The following is a 17,493-nucleotide window of genomic DNA, read 5'->3' as shown; positions in this document are numbered from 1 at the left end:
CTGCTGGAACAGACGCCACTGCGTGCGCCATTCGCGGGCATCGTCGCAGAAATCAACGGCGAACTCGGCGAGTTCGTCACCCCTTCGCCGCCAGGTATTCCCACGCCGCCGGCAGTCGACCTGATAGACGACAGCTGCCCGTATGTAGAGGCACCAATCGATGAGGTGGACGGTGCCCGGGTTCACCCCGACACCGCCGTACGGATCAGCCTGGATGCCTTCCGTGATCAGCATTTCACCGGGCGCGTCAGCCGCATCGCGCCCTATGTTCGCGAACTGGAGAAGCAGGCGCGCACCGTCGATGTCGAGGTGCGCTTCGACCAACCGCCAGCAGACCTGGCCCTGCTCACCGGCTATAGCGCCGATGTCGATATCCTACTGGAGCAGCACGCGGCAGCCTTGCGCATCCCCACCGATACCCTGCTGGAGGGGCAGCGCGTGCTGCGATATGACCCGAGCGCCCGGGTATTGCGCGAGGTGCAGGTGCAAACCGGGCTGAGCAACTGGGGCTGGACCGAGGTGCTGGCGGGGCTGGACGAGGACGCACGTATTGTCGCCAGCCACGAGCAAGAAGGTCTCAAAGATACCGTGGCGGTGATTCCGGTGGATGCCGAGGAGGCCGAGAAATGATCCGCCTGCGCGGCAGTAGCCGCAGCTTCCAGCTGGGCGAACAGCAGGTGATGGGGCTGGATGGTCTGGATCTGGACATCGCCGCCGGCGACTACATGGCAGTAATGGGACCGTCGGGCTCGGGCAAGTCGACCCTGCTCAACATCCTCGGCTTGCTCGATGCGCCGAGCGCCGGCGAATACTGGCTGCAGGGCGAGGCCTCGGCGGCGCTGAGCGAGGCGCGCCGCGCCCAGTTGCGCAGCCGACTGATAGGTTTCGTGTTCCAGCCCTACCACCTGATCGCGCGGCTGACGGTGCTGGAAAACATCGAGCTGCCGATGGTCCTCGCTGGCATCGGTGCCGCACAACGGCGCAAGCGCAGCAGCCAGTTGGTGGCACGCCTGGGGCTGGGCGAGCGCATTGCCCACCGCCCGGCCGAGCTGTCCGGTGGCCAGCGCCAACGCGTCGCGATAGCCCGAGCGATGGTCATGCAACCGGCGCTGCTATTGGCCGATGAGCCCACCGGCAATCTCGATAGCCAGGCCGGTGCAGAAGTCCTCAGCCTGCTGGAGGAGCTCAACGGCGAGGGCCTGACCCTGATAGTGGTGCCCCACGATTCCAACCTGGGCGCCCGCGCACAGCGCCAGCGACACATGCGTGATGGGCGGATCCACAGTATTGCGCCGCAGTGGGCGCCGACCTGATGCACGCTGCCGATGCCCTGGGCTTCTGGCTAGGTGCCTTGCGCGGGCATCGCTCGCGCAGCCTGATGCTACTGCTGGCCATCGCTATCGGGGTTGTCGCGGTCAATCTGTTCACCGGTCTTGGCGCAGGGGCGCGGGCCTTCGTCCTGAACGAGTTCTCGCTGCTTGGGCGTGACATCCTGATCGTTTTCCCGGGGCGCAAGGAAACCACCGGGCGAATGCCACCGCTCACCGGGCTGACGCCGCACGAGTTGACCTTGCAGGATGTTCAGGCCATCACCCAGTTACTGGGCATCCGCCGGGTCGCGCCGCAGCAGGCCGGGCAGATGGAGGTGATAGTCGGCAACCGCAATCGTGAGGTGCTGCCCCTTGGCACAACTCGGGACTTCTTCACCATTCGCCAACTGACGATCGTCCAGGGCCAGCCCCTGCCGACGCTGGACCCTGGGAAGGCCGAAGCCGTCTGCGTGATAGGCGGCAAACTCCGGCGCGAGCTGTTCGGGGCTCGCCCGGCCCTGGGTGAATGGTTGCGCGCCGGCGACCGGCGCTTCCGGGTGGTCGGTATCCTCGATGAGCGGGGCGAGTCGCTGGGAGTGGATTTCGCCGAGATGTTGATCATCCCGGTGGCCAGTGCCCAGGCCTTGTTCAATAGCGAGGTGTTGTCGCGGGTGTTTGTCGAGGTACATAGTCCCAGCTTTCTCAACCGTAGCCAGCAGCTGATACTCGCCGCGCTCAAGGAGCGCCACGAAGGTGAGGGGGACGTCACCCTGGTCAGCCAGGACAGCCTGCTCAGCGCCTTCGACCAGATACTCGCGGTGCTGACCCTGGCGGTAGCCGGCATAGCCGCGATCAGCCTTGGCATCCTGATCATGAACGTGACCTGGATTGCAGTCAGCCAGCGCAGCGCCGAGATCGGCCTGCTCAAAGCCATAGGCGTGACGGCGGCGCAGCTGCGACTGCTGTTCCTCGGCGAGGCGGCGCTGTTGGCCCTGACAGGGGCGCTGGCAGGGCTGCTGCTGGCCGAAACCTTGCTCTGGCTGGGGCGCCTGGCGTTCGATCTACCGCTCTATGCCCCCTGGTGGGCGCGTGCTGGCGCAGTGCTGCTGGCACTCGGCACGGCGCTGCTGTTCGCCTGGCTGCCGGCCGCTCGAGCTTCGGCGCTGGAGCCGGTGGCGGCGCTACGCCCGCCGGGGGCGCACTGATGCGCTGGCAAGATGGATTCCGGCTGACCAGCTCGGCGCTGACCTGCCCCCCGCTGCGCAGCCTGCTGACCCTGCTCGGGGTAGCGATCGGCATAGCCGCCGTGGCGCTGCTCACAGCCATAGGCGAAGGCGTACGCGGCTATGCGCTGGAGAACTTCTCGCAGTTTGGTACGCGGATCATCACCGTGCGCCCGGGCAAGCCCCAGACCAGCGGCCTCGGCGGCCTGCTCGGCAGCGTGCGGCCACTGACCATCCGTGACACCGACGCTCTGCGGCGCTTGTCGCATGTCGAGGCGGCGGTGCCGATCATTCAGGGCAGCAGGAATATCCAGTTCGGTCAACTGAGCCGGCGCAGCGACATTCTCGGTGGCGGCCATCAGATGGCGCAGGCCTGGCGCATGAAACTGAGCCTGGGCGAGTTCCTGCCGCCGGCGCGTGACGGCCGTTCGCCGCTCTATGTGGTGCTCGGCCATCAGTTGCGTACCGAACTGTTCGGGACGCGCAACCCGCTGGGTGAGCTGATCCGTGTCGGCGGCGTGCGTTTCCGGGTGATCGGCGTGATGGCGGAGAAAGGCCAGCTGCTCGGTTTCAACCTCGACGATATCGCCTACATCCCGGTGGACTGGGCGCAAAGCCTGTTCAACCGCACCGGGGTGGTCAAGGCCCATGTGGTATTCGGCGCAGGCACTACTTCACGGGCATTGAGCCGGCAGATTCGCGAGGTGCTCCGCGAACGACACAGCGTGGAGGACTTCAGCCTGACTACCCAGGACGACATGCTGCGCAGCTTCAACCGCGTTCTCCGCACACTGAGACCGGCCATCGGTGCCTTGGGGGGCATTTCGCAGAGCAAACAATTTCCGCAAACCGAGAAAATCAGCCTGAAACAGCCGAGTGCTGTCTCAGGCTGGTGGGCTGCTTTTTTCTTTCCTAGGCTTCTCCAACATCAAGCCGGCCTGAGATAACGCTTGAAAAACACACCGCCAGCTTGCCCAGTGCTCATTGCGTCGTGACCGCAAGCCCGTTGTTCTTCGATAAAAGTGAATTGTAATCCATGATCGCGGCGTCCAGAAAATTCCGCGCACTTTGAGCCAGACCTTCCGCCTCGAACTCATCCTCGCCAAACAGTCCGTCTTTGTTACCCTCGGGCAAAGCTGCAGATAAGAGCAACCTTGAGGCTCTGTGTCTCAGGCAGATCCTTCTGCTACAAAGCGAAGTCCGCGTGGTAACGCTTGGCTGCATCAGTCGATGCGCTGCCAATGAAGCTTCTGTTGCTGCTTCATTAGCAACCATCGAAACAGCCTTGTATAGATTATCCACAACCGAAAGTAGACGACCGGTCTATTTTTTTGATACGGTAAACCTATGACTCCCGATGCCCTATCATCAGTGCCTAGCAACAACCCTCGACATCGCGCGGAGCTTACGCTGCTTGGCGGCAACGCCTTTGGCTCGGGGCCAGGACTACAGGCGAATGCCACACCAACTTGGTTGCCTTTAGAAGCAAGCTCTAACCAATCTCCAGCTATTTGGTTCGTAATGCACGCCGACGAGCTTCTGCCATAAAAATTCCACCGAAAACTATACGACTGGTCTACTTTTAAGGAGTAGAGAAATCTATGCTCAATTTTGACCTCTACAACCCCACGCGAATTATCTTCGGTAACCAAACTATTGCCCGGCTGGATGAGCTGATTCCGACTGAAGCCCGCATTCTGCTGCTCTATGGTGGCCAAAGCGCTCGTGCGAGCGGGACGCTCCACGAAGTCCGAGAGGCATTAGGTTTCCGGGAGGTGCAGGAGTTCGGGGGTATAGAGCCGAACCCCAGCTACGAAACGCTAATCAGGGCCGTTGATACGGTTCGCCTCCATCGCTTGGACTTTCTACTAGCCGTTGGTGGAGGCTCGGTCATCGATGGCACTAAGTTCGTTTCCGCCGCTGTTGGCTACGACGGTGATGCTTGGGACATCCTTGAAACGCGGGGCGCAAGTATTCGGCAAGCCTTGCCATTCGGTACCGTACTAACTCTGCCCGCAACTGGCTCAGAAATGAACAACGGCGGAGTGGTAACTCGCCGAGCGACACAAGACAAGTTGCCGTTTCGCAGCCCTCACGTGTTCCCGCAATTCTCGATTCTTGATCCTACTAAGACCCAGACCCTCCCTGCCCGCCAACTCGCAAACGGCGTGGTAGATGCGTTCGTGCATGTCATGGAGCAGTACCTTACCTACCCAATCGATGCCCGCGTGCAAGATCGTTTTGCCGAAGGTCTTTTACAAACGCTGATCGAAATTGGCCCCCTTGTACTGAAAGAGTCCGCGGACTACAGCACGCGTGCCAACCTCATGTGGACGGCCACTTTGGCGCTCAATGGCCTGATCGGAGCGGGCGTACCACAGGACTGGTCCACCCACATGATCGGCCATGAGCTCACCGCGCTGTACGGCATCGATCACGCACGGACCCTGGCCATCGTACTTCCTGCGAACCTAGAGATTCGTCGTGAAGCCAAGCGCGCGAAGCTGCTGCAGTACGCCGAGCGGGTTTGGCAGATCAGCCAAGGGGACGAAGAACAACGGATTGACATGGCCATACAACAGACCCGCATGTTCTTCGAGAGCCTGGGCTTACCGACGCACTTATCCGCCTACAAGCTCGGCACTGACGCTATAGATGCGCTAATAAACCAGCTCGACACACACCACCTCACCGCGCTCGGCGAACACAACAACGTCAGCTTAGACGTCAGCCGCCGTGTGCTTGAAGCGAGCCTATAAGCCAACTTCCAGCACTGCTTATCCACACAGGCAGCGCATTACAAAACATACACAAGCACGCACAACTGCAAGGTATACGACATGAAGATTCTCCTCGTTCTGACTTCCCACGACCAGCTTGGTGACACTGGCGAGAAGACCGGTTTCTGGCTCGAAGAGCTTGCCGCGCCTTACTACGCCTTCATCGACGCTGGCGTGCAAGTGACCCTAGCATCGCCGAAAGGCGGTCAACCCCCCATCGACCCAAAGAGCAATGAGCCCGACTTCCAGACAGACGCCACCCGTCGCTTTCAGACCGATTCAGTCGCCACTCACGTGCTGGCCAACACCGAGAAACTGAGCGACGTGATCAGTTCCGAGTTTGATGCTGTGTTCTACCCTGGCGGCCATGGTCCACTGTGGGATCTTGCGGAGAACACCTTTTCTATCTCTCTGATCGAGCAATCAATCCAATCCGGCAAACCTGTCGGAGCGGTTTGTCACGCACCAGCAGTTTTGCGCCATGTCAAGAGTGTAGATGGCAAACCTCTGGTTGCAGGCAAGACAGTAACCGGTTTCAGCAATAGCGAGGAGGCTGCGGTGGGTCTAACTCAAATCGTACCTTTCCTGGTAGAGGATATGCTCAAGGCAAATGGTGGGCGCTATACCAAGGGTGCTGACTGGAGCGTTCATGTCGAAGTCGATGGGTTGCTCGTAACTGGCCAGAACCCAGCTTCCTCTGAAGCTACGGCTCACTCGCTGCTCAAACTGTTGGCCCAAGACTACGTCAATGTCCGCCTACGTAGTCTTCACACGTGAACACACCACAGACGAGGCTGAGTTGAAACTCTATGCCCGTAAAGCACCGGCAGCACGCCAGGGTCGGAACCTCACACCATTGGCCTTCTACGGCCAACTGGAGGTGCTCGAAGGCGGACCGATTGAAGGCGCAGTCATTCTTCAATTTCCGGACATAGCAGCAGCTCGAGAGTGGTACTCCAGCCCCGCCTACCAAGTGGCACTGCAACATCGTCTTAAAGGTGCGGTTTACCGAGTATTCCTGACTGATGGCATCAATTATTAGTAAATGCACCAGAAATTCCCGCAGTTTAGGCTCTGTCTACTTACCAGCCTCATTAACAAATCAAATTTACTTAAAATTACTGGAGAAACAGCATGGCATACGCATCCGTTAATCCCTATACAGGTGAAGTTCTAAAAAGTTTTCCAGATGCAACAGATATTCAGATTGAACAGGCTCTTGAGGCGTCTCACAACGCATTTCTTGTCTGGAAGAATTGCTCAATCGCAGAGCGTGGGGCCGTCCTTCAGCGAGCTGCCGACCTGCTGCGCGCGCGAGCAAACGACTATGCCCGGTTGCTAACACTGGAAATGGGCAAGATCACTGCCGAAGCATTAGGTGAAGTAGAAATTTCAGCAAGTATCTTTGAGTATTACGTTAAACATGCAGAAGCTTTGTTAACTCCGCAGAAGCTGCCGGTAGCCGACCCAGCCGAGGGTCAAGCAATCTTGGTCCATGAGCCGTTGGGCACTATCCTGGCCATTGAACCATGGAACTTTCCTTACTATCAAATTGCTCGAATTCTCGCACCGCAATTGGCAGCGGGTAATACCGTGCTGCTCAAACATGCTTCAAACGTACCGCAATGTGCCGAAGCTTTCGAACAACTACTGCTTGATGCTGGTCTACCTGCTGGCGCATTCAGCAACATGTACGCAACTCGCCAGCAAATCGAGACAATCCTCAACGACTCTCGAGTACACGGGGTGGCACTGACCGGTTCCGAAGGCGCAGGTGCCATCATCGCCTCCCAGGCTGGCAAGGCACTGAAGAAATCTACATTGGAACTGGGGGGGGCAGATGCCTTCATAGTTCTGCGCGACGCTGAACTGAAAAAGACCGTGAAGTGGGCTGTTGTAGGCCGTCACTGGAATGCTGGACAGGTGTGCATATCATCCAAACGCATGATTGTAGTGGAAGAAGTCTACGACGAGTTCCTGCGCCTTTATGCCGAAGGTGTAGCACAACTGAAGGCCGGCGACCCGTTCGATCCGGAAACAAATCTAGCTCCCCTGTCATCTCAAACTGCCGCCGACGAAATCCGCGCGAAGATTCGTGAAGCAGTCAACTACGGCGCTACGGCCACCGAGGTTGGGCCCAAGGTACCAAGCAAGGGTGCATTTGTTCAACCGACCATTCTGACCAACCTGACGCCTGATAACCCTGCCTACTACTGGGAGTTCTTCGGTCCAGTCTCGATGATCCTACGAGCTAAAGACGAAGAAGACGCGATAGCTATCGCCAACGACTCTCCGTTCGGGCTCGGTGGTTCGGTATTCACCGCAGACGCCCAGCATGGTGTTGAGGTTGCTAAGCGCATCGAGACAGGCATGGTGTTCGTCAATCACCCAACGTCATCGAAAGCCGACCTACCTTTCGGCGGAATCAAAAGATCTGGTTACGGTCGCGAGCTGATTGGTTTGGGAATCAAGGAATTCGTCAACCACAAGCTGATTAACGTCATGGATATCGACGCGCCGTTCTGACTTACATCTTCACCTAAACGCAAACAGGCCTCAGTGCTTTTATGCAGCAGCCCCCCCTCGTTGATGAAGAGATCGGGGGGGGCTGGACTACGTAGCCAAGCCTGGCGCGCAGCACAGCGCGCTCCACGCCGATCCAGAAGCAGGCTGAAAAGATACGACGATAGGAATGTCTGCACGAATACACAACTACATATTGACATATGCCAATATCTAAAATAATCTCAACCAAACCCATCGCACTCACCTCAGGAGGTAACCCATGCAAAATTCCAGTGATACCCATCCGAGCTACCTTCCCGACCACAGCTACGGCCTGTTTATCGACAACCAGTGGGTGGCCGCCGAAAACGGTGAAACCCTCAACATTATCAACCCCGCCAACGGAAAAATTCTCACCAACATCCCAAACGCCACAGCTGCCGACGTCGACCGCGCGGTGCAGGCCGCAAAACGCGCCTTCGTGACCTGGCATACCACCTCGCCAGCGGAACGCGCCAATGCGTTGCTGAAGATCGCCGACCTGCTGGAAGCCGATGCCGATCGGTTCGCCGTTCTGGAAACCCTTGATGTAGGCAAACCCATTCGTGAAAGTCGCTCCGTCGACATCCCACTGGCGATTGATCACTTCCGCTACTTCGCCGGCGCAATCCGCAGCCAGTCGGATGAGGCGGTCATGCTGGATGAGCAAACACTCAGCATCGCTCTCAGTGAACCCCTCGGCGTCGTGGGCCAAGTGATTCCGTGGAACTTCCCGCTTCTTATGGCCGCCTGGAAGATCGCTCCAGCCATCGCGGCGGGTAACACCGTAGTCATCAAACCTTCTGAGCTGACCCCGGTAACCATCCTTGAACTGGCGAAGATCTTCGCCAAGGTACTTCCGGCCGGCGTGGTCAACATCGTCACAGGCTTAGGCACCTCAGTTGGCCAGGCGTTACTGGATCATCCAGACCTGCGCAAGCTTGCCTTCACTGGCTCGACGCGTGTCGGCGAACTCGTCGCCAATGCGGCAGCGAAGAAAATCATTCCTGCCACCCTTGAACTGGGCGGCAAGTCGGCCAACATCGTTTTCCCCGATGCGAACTGGGATAAGGCCGTGGAAGGCGCAGCCCTCGCCATCCTGTGGAACCAAGGCCAAGTCTGCGAATCCGGCGCACGGCTGTTCGTTCACGAGTCCATCTACGAGCGATTCCTGGCTGAGCTCAAGCATAAGTTCGAAGCTGTGCGTGTGGGCGACCCATTGAACCCAGACACCATGATGGGCGCACAGGTCAGCAAGACCCAGATGGAACGGATCCTCGGCTACGTTGATATCGCCAAACAGGAAGGTGCCGAGGTACTGATCGGCGGCGGTCGTCTTACAGGTGCCGATTACGATGCCGGCTTCTTCATCCAGCCAACGATTCTGGTCGGTGTTCGCAACGATATGCGCGTCGCCTACGAGGAAATTTTCGGCCCTGTTCTGTGCGTCATTCCTTTCAAGGATGAAGCGGAGGTCATCGCCATGGCCAACGACTCCGAGTACGGCCTAGCGGGTGCAGTCTGGACCCAAGACATCAACCGGGCGTTACGTGTGGCACGCGCGGTGGAAACCGGACGTATGTGGGTAAATACCTACCATGAGATCCCTGCCCATGCCCCCTTTGGTGGCTATAAGAAATCTGGCCTAGGACGGGAAACTCACAAGTCAATGCTGGAAGCCTACAGCCAGAAGAAGAATATCTACGTCAGCCTCAACGAAGCACCGCTCGGGCTCTTCTGACCTCGTTAATCCATGTTTTTTTGACTTATAGCATCGAATATTTTAGATATGCAGGTAAACGAAATGACACAATCAGAACTTTTCAAAACCACTCAGCTGGGCCCGTACACCCTCAAGAACCGTATCGTTCTGCCGCCACTGACGCGTTCGCGCAGCTCCCAACCCGGCAATATTGCGAACGACCTAATGGCCACATATTACCGTCAGCGCAGCGGTGCTGGCTTCATGGTGACCGAGGGCACACAGATCGAACCCCGAGGACAGGGTTATGCCTGGACACCCGGCATTCATAGCCCAGAACAGATACAAGGCTGGCGTAAGGTCACCGACGCTGTTCACGCCGAAGGGGGGGTGATCTTTGCTCAACTTTGGCATGTAGGCCGCGTGTCGCACACATCGCTGCAACCCGGTGGTGAAGCGCCCGTCGCGCCATCATCCATCCGCGCGGACAACGTCAAGGTGTTCATCGAAACTGGCCCCGGCACGGGTGCACTGGCCGACCCATCGACCCCACGAGCCCTGTCCACCAAGGAGGTAAAGGAACTGGTTGAGCTCTACGCCCAAGCAGCCCGAAATGCTTTAGACGCAGGTTTTGACGGGGTGGAGCTTCACTGCGCGAACGGGTACCTGGTAAACCAGTTCATTTCGGCCCATGCCAACCAGCGTGATGATGAATATGGCGGTTCGCTGCAGAACCGTCTTCGCTTCCTGCGCGAAATCACCCTCGCCGTTGCTGGTGTCGTCGGCAAGGAGCGCATGGGCGTTCGCTTCGCCCCGCTGTTCGCGACCACAGACGAAGACCGCGTATACCTTGGCCTGGTCGAAGAAGATCCTCACCAAACCTACATCGAGGCAGTGAAGATCCTCGAGGAAGTGGGCATTGCCTACCTGTCGCTCGCCGAAGCCGATTGGGAAAACGCACCCGAGCTGCCTGAGACGTTCCGGGAAGATGTTCGTAAGACCTTCAGCGGCAAGATTCTCTATGCCGGCAAGTACACCGCTGAACGAGGAAATCGCGTGATAAAAGCTGGCTGGGGCGACCTGATCGCTTTTGGTCGCCCCTTCATTGCGAACCCCGACCTGCCCGCTCGTATCGCCAACAACTGGCCGCTTAACCCACTTGATCCAAGCAGCATGTACGGCGGTACCGATAAGGGCTACACCGACTACCCGATTTACAAATCCTAAACGCTCAATGCCACGCCCCATAACTCAGGGGCGTGGCTCAGCGTTTGCTGACCGAGGAAGTTAAACATGTACCAACCGAGCACGATCCCCTACCAAGAGCATAGGGGATTCAAACGAACCTTCAGGCAGGGTCATCTAAGCCTTGGGCTGTTCTTTCCCCTAGAGGCTTTCGAAGGTGATACACCGAGCATGCTAGATCAGGTCGCGCTGGCCAAACGTGCAGAGGCACTTGGTTTTTCGGCGCTCTGGTTTCGCGACGTCCCACTCAGGGACCCAAGCTTCGGCGATGTCGGCCAGGTTTTCGACCCTTGGGTGTATCTGGGCTACATGGCAGCCCATACAACAAAAATCGCACTAGGTACCGCCTCCATCGCCCTTACTTTGCGTAATCCCTTGCACACGGCAAAGGCCGCAGCGAGCATTGATCAGTTGAGCGGAGGTCGCTTGCTCCTGGGAGTAGCCTCTGGCGATCGTCCCGTGGAGTTTCCCGCATTCAGCATTGATCCAGAAAAGCGTGGCGAGACCTTTCAAGAAAACTTCAATGTGATACGCCAAGCCCATCGAACACACTTCGAGCCCATTCGCTGGAGTCACGGCGAGTTACTGGGGGCCGACCTCGTTCCCAAACCTACGACTCGGGAAATACCGCTATTCGTAACCGGACACAGCCGCCAGCCGCTCGATTGGATCGCACGTGAAAGCCATGGATGGATCAACTATCCACGTCCGCCAAAAATACAGCGACTGATCGTGGAGGATTGGAGACAGGAAATAGTTAAACAGTGTGGCACTATCTACAAGCCGTTCTTGCAATCGCTTTATATCAACCTGGACGAACACCCATCCACGCCGCCCTCGCATATCCATCTAGGATTCCGACTAGGACGTAACCACCTTCGGACCTTGCTGGATACACTTCAGGAAATCGGTGTAGATCACGTCATCCTGAACCTCAAGTATGGTAAACGCCCCGCAGCCGAGGTTATCGAGGAAATTGGCAAGCATATCGTCCCGCAATTCGGCGCACAGGTGCCCGATAGTTCTACCTGACAGGACAATAGGATTCCAGTCCAGACCAGCCAGTCATTGCCACGGGCAGGCGCGCAGAGATCACGGCGAAGCCTTCCAATTTGATGCGCGAACCAGGAAGATATCTAGATATCGTAAAAAACAGGTATTAAAAAATTCATGACTATTGACGTCAACGAAGCCCTGAAAGCATTGGCGAACCCGATGCGCCTTGCCATCCTCAATTGGCTCAAGGATCCCAGGACAGTCTTTCCTGAGCAGGAGGTCGACCCAGAAACGGTAGGTGTGTGCGTCAGTATCATCCAAGAGCGCACGGGCCTCTCGCAGTCAACGACATCGCTTTATCTCGCAGCTCTACAGCGCGCGCAATTGGTGACATCGCAGCGGATCGGCCCCTGGACCTACTACAAACGCCACGATGGGAATATCGATGCCTTCTTCAAGGCGCTGCAAGAAAGAATCTAGGGCTGCAACCCTTGTATTTCTGACTGATTTCAGTCTTTGCCGATGTCAAAAACAGCAATCTGACCAAATAACGATCAGATCATCCGAAGCTTCGAGTGATCGAACAGCATTACCAGTGATGCGGTGCGCGGAAAAAACGCTCCTATAGCAAAACTGCCACTTGACAACGCTGAAACCAGGGGCTGTATACGCAAAAGAGAGCACACTCCAGAGAGGGACGCGAAGCCCTTCAAGTGCTCTTCTACGGCCAACCTTCTTTAGGGATGGTCTGAAAAAGACTTCCTGAATCTGGTGAAATACGCCGATCCCGTTGCCCGAGTTTCCCGATGAAGCAAATGACCTTCGCCGACGCCGAGTACGCCGGCAAGCGCAAGCAGACCCGCAAGGAGTTGTTCCTGATCGAGATGGATCAGGTGGTGCCGTGGAAGGGTTTGATTGCCCTGATCGAGCCGCACTACCCCAAGGGTGAAGGTGGCCGTCCGGCGTATCCGCTGATGGCGATGCTGCGCGTACATCTGATGCAGAACTGGTTCGGCTACAGCGATCCGGCGATGGAAGAAGCGCTCTACGAGACCACCATCCTGCGCCAGTTTGCCGAGCTGAGCCTGGAGCGCATTCCCGATGAAACCACCATCCTCAATTTCCGTCGCCTGCTGGAGAAGCAAGAGTTGGCGGCTGGGATTTTGGCGGTGATCAATGGTTACCTGGGCGACCGGGGGCTGTCGCTGCGCCAGGGCACCATCGTCGATGCCACGCTGATCCATGCGCCGAGTTCGACCAAGAATCAGGACGGCAAGCGCGACCCGGAAATGCACCAGACGAAGAAGGGAAACCAGTATTACTTCGGCATGAAGGCGCACATCGGCGCCGATGCCGAGTCCGGCCTGGTGCACAGCGTGGTGGGGACGGCAGCCAACGTTGCAGACGTTACCCTGGTCGACAAACTGCTGCACGGAGAGGAAAACATGGTGGGTGCCGACGCGGGTTACACCGGCGTCGAGAAGCGCCCGGAACATGAAGGCCGGGAGGTGATCTGGCAGATCGCGGCCCGCCGCAGTACGTACAAGAAGCTGAGTAAGCGCAGCGCGCTGTACAAAGCCAAGCGCAAGATCGAGAAGGCCAAGGCCCAGGTGCGCGCCAAGGTTGAGCACCCGTTCCGGGTGATCAAGCGCCAGTTCGGTTATGTGAAGACACGCTTCCGTGGCCTGGCGAAGAACACGGCGCAGCTGGTGACATTGTTTGCGCTGTCGAACCTGTGGATGGCGCGCCGGCATTTGCTGACGAATGCAGGAGAGGTGCACCTGTAATGTGGGAAATGGCCGCAACGCGGTGCCCGCGGCGGCTAAAAACACAGGAATAAGCGGGTGATCTGATCGTTTTTGATCAGTTTGCCGCGCTTCAAAATCGGCGGAGGCTGAAGTCGACCGGAAATGCAGGGCTACTTCAGACCATCCTTAGGGGGCAGCATAGAATTTCAACATGACAGAACCGCGCCACAACCCTGAGTGTATCGGCCTGGTACTCGCCGCCGGCACCGGGCAGCGCTTCGGCAGCGACAAACGCTGCGCCAAGCTGGCCGACGGCAACAGCCTGCTACGCGCAACAGTGCTGCGCACGCAAGAAGCCTTCAGCGATGTTCGAGTCGTGCTAAAAGCCGAGGACGATGCCCAGGCCCTGGCTATTCCGCCTGGCGTTCAGCTGGTACGTGCGGCCCACGCCAAACAGGGCATTGGCTCAAGCCTGGCTGCCGGCATCCAGAGCCTGGCACACTCGCAGGCCACTGCGGTGGCGGTGCTGCTTGGAGATATGCCGTGGATTTCTGCCGCCACCCTGCGGCAACTGCGAGCGCAGGCAGACGCTGAACATATCGTCGTGGCTTACTGCGAGGGCCAGCGCGGCCACCCGGTGTTGTTCGGCCGGCGCTTCTGGCCGGAGCTGATGCAACTGCAAGGCGAGAATGGGGCCAAGGGCTTGATCGCCAGCCATGCGCAACAGGTGATTGCCGTGACGCTCGATGACCACGGCATTCTGCGGGACGTCGACAGGCCGGACGACCTCAGCCACCCACCGATTTCATAATCAGCGCGCTGCCGGTAAACGTAGCGTCCTGCTTGTCCGCCAGCGCACGGCCGAGCAACGCGGTCAGCTGCGGCTGTGCCTGCTCAGTCGGCAGATCCAACAGCGTGCCCATAAAGTGCCCGCGATTGGATGACAGGCATCCGTATAACCTGCCGGTAGACGACAGGCGCAGACGGCTGCAGCTCCGGCAAAAGGGCGCGCTTTCGTTGGCAATGATGCCGAACGCCCCGCGCTCGCCAACGCTATAACGCAGCGCGGTGGAGTCTACCGGCGCCTCAGCCTGGGTGAAGGCATAACGCTCGCCGATAAGCTCCAGCAGCTCGCGCTGGCCGACGAACTGGGTACGAAAAGCCTCTGCATGCTGGGCCAGATGGCCCATGCGCATAAGTTCGATAAAACGCAATTCGTAGCCCTGCTGAAGGCAGAACGCCAACATGGGCAAAACTTGATCGAGGTTGCTACCACGCATCGGCACCATGTTGATCTTGATGCTCATGCCGGCTCGGCGCGCCTGCTCAATGCCGTTGAGCACCGTCTGCAGGTCGCCGCCCTTGGCGATCGTGCGGAAGGCACTCGGGTCGAGCGTATCGAGGGACACATTGAGCCGCTGGATGCCGGCGCTGCGCAATAACGGCAGTTTGCCGGCCAGCAACTGGCCATTGGTGGTCAGGCTAATGTCCTGCAACGCCAGCTTACCTATGCCCTGCAGAAAGGGCTCCAGCCGGTCACTCAGCAGCGGCTCGCCGCCGGTAATGCGCAGTTCCTCAACCCCTGCAACATCCCTGAGCAACTCGACGGCACGCAGCAGCGACGCGGCCGTCAGCTCATCGCGTGCGGCCACCAAGCGACGGCCATCGGCCACACAGTAGGTGCAGGCGTAATTGCATGCGGCAGTCAGGCTCAGACGAAGTTTGCGAAAACGCCGACCATGTCGATCAACTATCACCCGACAACGCCCGTACGTGGATCAATGGCGGGTTCGATGTCCTCCGCCAGCGCTTCAAGCACATAAACCTGACGATCGCTTAGCAGCTCGCCCAAGGCATTGGCCATGGCCGTGTAATGTGGCATCTGCCGATGGCGCGCTATCGCCTCATGGCTGGCCCAGCGCTCGACGAAGACAAAACGCCCGGCCTGTTCAATACAGCGATTCAGGACGTAAGACAGGCAGCCGTCTTCGGCGCGCGATGGCTGCACACAGGCGCGCAGAATCTGCTCGACCTGCGACTCTTTGCCTGCCTTGGCTGTCAGTATCGCTACAACGCGTATGGCTTGACTCATACTGATGGGTTCCTCGGTTGATAAATTGTTAACGCTGCACGGCCACCAGCCGACAACCTTCTGCCGCAACATCCGTTTGATCCCGGCCAGCCATCAGCACAGGGTCGCTGTCATGGATGCTCGCAGATCTGAAGCGCAGGCTGCCGCCATTGCGGCCGTTGAGCACTGCCTGAATTTCCGCCAGCACCGCCATGGCCACGCTTTCCGGGGTGTCGCCACCAAGGTCCAGGCCGATCGGATAATGCAAACATTCCAGCCCCGGCAGCTCGTCCTGCGGTTTAGCCAATTGTTCGTGGATGCCGGCCAACAAGCGCTCGGTGCGCTCACGCGGCCCCAACTGACCGACATAGCAGGGTTCACTGTGCAACACACCCTGTAGCCAATGCGCGTCTTGCACCAGGCTGTGGGTCATCACCGCCACCGCAGCCCCGCGCACCAGCTCGTGGTAATCGAAAGGCTGCTCAACATCGCCGACCAGCACCTGGTCAGCCTCGGCAAAACGCTCGGCCCGGGCAAAGTGCGCCCGGCCGTCGATCACCGTCACATGCCAACCCAACAGCTTGGCCATGCGCACCAGCGGCTGGGCATCATGGCCCGCGCCGAAGATCACCAGACGCCGGACCGGCGGCAGGTACTCCAGAAGCACTTCCACTTCGCCGAGACCATTCGGGTAGAGACCACGGGATGACTTGCCGCGCAGCAAGGTCTGCTGCAGGTCGGCGCTGATTTGCTCAACCAGCACCGAGCGCAGCAACTCGCCCGCGGCCTCCTGCCCAGGCATCAAGCACAAACGCTCGCCTAAGCGTGGCGCAGCCGCGCCCGAGCTGGCGATTACCGTGGCGATGGCCGCAGGCTGCTGGCGGTCGCGCACGCTGAGCAAAGCATCGACCAAGGCGCAAGGGCCGGCCGGCAGGCGCTCGAACAGCACGTGAACCTTGCCGTTACAGCCCAGGCCGAAGCTCAGCGCTTCCTCGCTGGCGTCATCCGCCTCTGCGGTGCTGTAGCTGCGCAGCGCCGGCCCGGCTTCGGTCAGCCACCAAGCCTTTTTCGCCACTTCCGCCTCCAGGCAGCCGCCACTGATGGTGCCCTCGGGCCGGCCGAAGCGCGACACCAGCATGCGCGCACCGGGCCGCCGATACGCCGAACCTTCGACCTTGACTACAGTCGCAAGCACCGCTTCGCGGCCAGCCTCGCGCTCGGCCAGGAGCGCATCCAGCAATGTGTTCAGGCCCGACATGCAGAACCTCCGCTCAATGCAGGGACTCGGTCCGGCGCTTAGCCACAGCCGGCACCGAAACCTGCGCACCACTCTCGCCGAAACGCTGCAACATAAAGCTGCTCAACGCGGCCAACTCTTGATCGGTATAAATGTTGCCGAACGATGGCATTCGCCGATTCACTGGGGCGTCGGCGGCGCCGTGGCCACTCAACAGAATGCCGAGCAAGTTGCTGGCGGCCGGATCGTTGACCGTCTTCAAGCCCAGCAGCATGGCCGTCTGGCTCTGGTTGCCCGTGCCGTCCCAGCGGTGGCAACTGGCGCAGGCTTCGGCGAACAGCTTGTTGCCGAGTGCACTGCCGCTGCCCGGTTCTGCAAGCGTGACCTGCTGCGGGCGAGGCACGCCTTCACTGCGCGGTGGCGAGTCCTTGAGGAACACTGCAATCGCCTGACGGTCAGCGTCAGTCAGGTGGCGCAAGCTGTTTTCCACCACCTCCGCCATGGGCCCTGAAGACAAACCCAGGCCTGGCGCTGCGCCATCCTTCAAATAGCCAGCTAGCACGTCCGTGGGCCAGGCACCAATGCCGTGCACGGGGTCGGCACTGATGTTGTAGGCGTTCCAACCCTGGATCAGATT

Annotated in this window: 18 protein-coding genes and 1 pseudogene; 14 read left to right on the top strand and 5 right to left on the bottom strand. The window is 59.0% G+C overall.

What is annotated here, in order from left to right:
- The 4 genes and pseudogenes from BJQ17_RS32015 to BJQ17_RS05300 all read left to right on the top strand — a co-directional run.
- The gene (locus BJQ17_RS32015; RefSeq protein ID WP_307571157.1) at positions 1-630 is read left to right on the top strand and encodes an efflux RND transporter periplasmic adaptor subunit; all 630 of its coding nucleotides are present in this window, start codon (positions 1-3) and stop codon (positions 628-630) included.
- Positions 627-1,313 (top strand): ABC transporter ATP-binding protein, encoded by a 687-nt coding sequence (locus BJQ17_RS05310; RefSeq protein ID WP_070095684.1) that lies wholly within the window; start codon positions 627-629, stop codon positions 1,311-1,313. The genes BJQ17_RS32015 and BJQ17_RS05310 overlap by 4 nt, the downstream gene beginning before the upstream one ends.
- On the top strand, positions 1,313-2,515 hold the full coding sequence (locus BJQ17_RS05305) for an ABC transporter permease (RefSeq protein ID WP_070095748.1): 1,203 nt from the start codon (positions 1,313-1,315) through the stop codon (positions 2,513-2,515). Before BJQ17_RS05310 ends, BJQ17_RS05305 begins: the two co-directional genes overlap by 1 nt.
- A pseudogene (locus BJQ17_RS05300) lies at positions 2,515-3,360 on the top strand (ABC transporter permease); the annotation flags it as partial. The gene BJQ17_RS05305 and the pseudogene BJQ17_RS05300, both read left to right, overlap by 1 nt.
- Positions 3,361-3,514: 154 nt before the next feature.
- Here BJQ17_RS05300 and BJQ17_RS31580 read toward each other — a convergent pair.
- Positions 3,515-3,808, bottom strand: coding sequence for a hypothetical protein (locus BJQ17_RS31580; protein WP_175442710.1), 294 nt, complete (start codon positions 3,806-3,808; stop codon positions 3,515-3,517).
- A gap of 326 nt (positions 3,809-4,134) precedes the next feature.
- On the opposite strand from BJQ17_RS31580, the gene BJQ17_RS05295 reads away from it, so the two are divergent.
- The 10 genes from BJQ17_RS05295 to BJQ17_RS05255 all read left to right on the top strand — a co-directional run bounded on the left by BJQ17_RS05295 (position 4,135) and on the right by BJQ17_RS05255 (position 14,359).
- Entirely contained in the window at positions 4,135-5,292 is a 1,158-nt protein-coding gene (locus BJQ17_RS05295) for an iron-containing alcohol dehydrogenase (RefSeq protein ID WP_070095683.1), read from the top strand.
- Positions 5,293-5,373: 81 nt separating this feature from the next.
- Entirely contained in the window at positions 5,374-6,090 is a 717-nt protein-coding gene (locus BJQ17_RS05290) for a type 1 glutamine amidotransferase domain-containing protein (RefSeq protein ID WP_070095682.1), read from the top strand.
- Positions 6,062-6,355: a DUF1330 domain-containing protein gene (locus BJQ17_RS29690; RefSeq protein ID WP_083285012.1), complete on the top strand. Its 294-nt coding sequence runs from the start codon at positions 6,062-6,064 to the stop codon at positions 6,353-6,355. Before BJQ17_RS05290 ends, BJQ17_RS29690 begins: the two co-directional genes overlap by 29 nt.
- A 92-nt stretch (positions 6,356-6,447) precedes the next feature.
- Complete coding sequence (locus tag BJQ17_RS05285; RefSeq protein WP_070095681.1) at positions 6,448-7,839, top strand: NAD-dependent succinate-semialdehyde dehydrogenase; 1,392 nt, start codon at positions 6,448-6,450, stop codon at positions 7,837-7,839.
- Positions 7,840-8,098: 259 nt separating this feature from the next.
- Positions 8,099-9,598, top strand: coding sequence for an aldehyde dehydrogenase family protein (locus tag BJQ17_RS05280; RefSeq protein WP_070095680.1), 1,500 nt, complete (start codon positions 8,099-8,101; stop codon positions 9,596-9,598).
- A gap of 63 nt (positions 9,599-9,661) precedes the next feature.
- The gene (locus tag BJQ17_RS05275) at positions 9,662-10,786 is read left to right on the top strand and encodes an alkene reductase (RefSeq protein WP_070095679.1); all 1,125 of its coding nucleotides are present in this window, start codon (positions 9,662-9,664) and stop codon (positions 10,784-10,786) included.
- A 66-nt stretch (positions 10,787-10,852) separates the two neighbouring features.
- The gene (locus BJQ17_RS05270) at positions 10,853-11,836 is read left to right on the top strand and encodes an LLM class oxidoreductase (protein ID WP_070095678.1); all 984 of its coding nucleotides are present in this window, start codon (positions 10,853-10,855) and stop codon (positions 11,834-11,836) included.
- 138 nt (positions 11,837-11,974) lie between these two features.
- Positions 11,975-12,280 (top strand): helix-turn-helix transcriptional regulator, encoded by a 306-nt coding sequence (locus BJQ17_RS05265; protein ID WP_010953420.1) that lies wholly within the window; start codon positions 11,975-11,977, stop codon positions 12,278-12,280.
- A gap of 326 nt (positions 12,281-12,606) precedes the next feature.
- Positions 12,607-13,587, top strand: coding sequence for an IS5 family transposase (locus BJQ17_RS05260; RefSeq protein ID WP_070095677.1), 981 nt, complete (start codon positions 12,607-12,609; stop codon positions 13,585-13,587).
- Between the two features lie 172 nt (positions 13,588-13,759).
- Positions 13,760-14,359: an NTP transferase domain-containing protein gene (locus tag BJQ17_RS05255; protein ID WP_070095676.1), complete on the top strand. Its 600-nt coding sequence runs from the start codon at positions 13,760-13,762 to the stop codon at positions 14,357-14,359.
- Here the strand turns inward: BJQ17_RS05255 and BJQ17_RS05250 are convergent.
- The 4 genes from BJQ17_RS05250 to BJQ17_RS05235 all read right to left on the bottom strand — a co-directional run.
- Positions 14,337-15,305, bottom strand: a complete 969-nt coding sequence (locus BJQ17_RS05250; RefSeq protein ID WP_070095675.1) for a GTP 3',8-cyclase MoaA — start codon at positions 15,303-15,305, stop codon at positions 14,337-14,339. The two genes, BJQ17_RS05255 and BJQ17_RS05250, sit on opposite strands and share 23 nt — an antisense overlap.
- Positions 15,302-15,640 (bottom strand): putative quinol monooxygenase, encoded by a 339-nt coding sequence (locus BJQ17_RS05245; protein WP_004574290.1) that lies wholly within the window; start codon positions 15,638-15,640, stop codon positions 15,302-15,304. The genes BJQ17_RS05250 and BJQ17_RS05245 overlap by 4 nt, the downstream gene beginning before the upstream one ends.
- 28 nt (positions 15,641-15,668) lie before the next feature.
- Positions 15,669-16,877, bottom strand: a complete 1,209-nt coding sequence (locus BJQ17_RS05240; protein ID WP_031689751.1) for an XdhC family protein — start codon at positions 16,875-16,877, stop codon at positions 15,669-15,671.
- Between the two features lie 13 nt (positions 16,878-16,890).
- A partial coding sequence (locus BJQ17_RS05235; RefSeq protein WP_139139752.1) for a cytochrome c occupies positions 16,891-17,493 on the bottom strand: 603 nt, incomplete at its 5' end.

This window comes from Pseudomonas sp. NBRC 111139 (assembly GCF_001753955.1).
Lineage (GTDB): Bacteria > Pseudomonadota > Gammaproteobacteria > Pseudomonadales > Pseudomonadaceae > Aquipseudomonas > Aquipseudomonas alloputida.
This window is presented reverse-complemented; position numbering and strand designations above follow the sequence as displayed.

What these genes read in the sequence shown, in the direction of transcription:
- BJQ17_RS05260 (WP_070095677.1), top strand. Translation starts at nt 12,607, where the DNA reads ATGAAGCAAATGACCTTCGCCGACGCCGAGTACGCCGGCAAGCGCAAG.
- BJQ17_RS05255 (WP_070095676.1), top strand. Translation starts at nt 13,760, where the DNA reads ATGACAGAACCGCGCCACAACCCTGAGTGTATCGGCCTGGTACTCGCC.
- BJQ17_RS05310 (WP_070095684.1), top strand. Translation starts at nt 627, where the DNA reads ATGATCCGCCTGCGCGGCAGTAGCCGCAGCTTCCAGCTGGGCGAACAG.
- BJQ17_RS05265 (WP_010953420.1), top strand. Translation starts at nt 11,975, where the DNA reads ATGACTATTGACGTCAACGAAGCCCTGAAAGCATTGGCGAACCCGATG.
- BJQ17_RS05275 (WP_070095679.1), top strand. Translation starts at nt 9,662, where the DNA reads ATGACACAATCAGAACTTTTCAAAACCACTCAGCTGGGCCCGTACACC.
- BJQ17_RS05280 (WP_070095680.1), top strand. Translation starts at nt 8,099, where the DNA reads ATGCAAAATTCCAGTGATACCCATCCGAGCTACCTTCCCGACCACAGC.
- BJQ17_RS05285 (WP_070095681.1), top strand. Translation starts at nt 6,448, where the DNA reads ATGGCATACGCATCCGTTAATCCCTATACAGGTGAAGTTCTAAAAAGT.
- BJQ17_RS05240 (WP_031689751.1), bottom strand. Translation starts at nt 16,877, where the DNA reads ATGTCGGGCCTGAACACATTGCTGGATGCGCTCCTGGCCGAGCGCGAG.
- BJQ17_RS31580 (WP_175442710.1), bottom strand. Translation starts at nt 3,808, where the DNA reads ATGGTTGCTAATGAAGCAGCAACAGAAGCTTCATTGGCAGCGCATCGA.
- BJQ17_RS05245 (WP_004574290.1), bottom strand. Translation starts at nt 15,640, where the DNA reads ATGAGTCAAGCCATACGCGTTGTAGCGATACTGACAGCCAAGGCAGGC.
- BJQ17_RS05290 (WP_070095682.1), top strand. Translation starts at nt 5,374, where the DNA reads ATGAAGATTCTCCTCGTTCTGACTTCCCACGACCAGCTTGGTGACACT.
- BJQ17_RS05295 (WP_070095683.1), top strand. Translation starts at nt 4,135, where the DNA reads ATGCTCAATTTTGACCTCTACAACCCCACGCGAATTATCTTCGGTAAC.
- BJQ17_RS05305 (WP_070095748.1), top strand. Translation starts at nt 1,313, where the DNA reads ATGCACGCTGCCGATGCCCTGGGCTTCTGGCTAGGTGCCTTGCGCGGG.
- BJQ17_RS29690 (WP_083285012.1), top strand. Translation starts at nt 6,062, where the DNA reads ATGTCCGCCTACGTAGTCTTCACACGTGAACACACCACAGACGAGGCT.
- BJQ17_RS05270 (WP_070095678.1), top strand. Translation starts at nt 10,853, where the DNA reads ATGTACCAACCGAGCACGATCCCCTACCAAGAGCATAGGGGATTCAAA.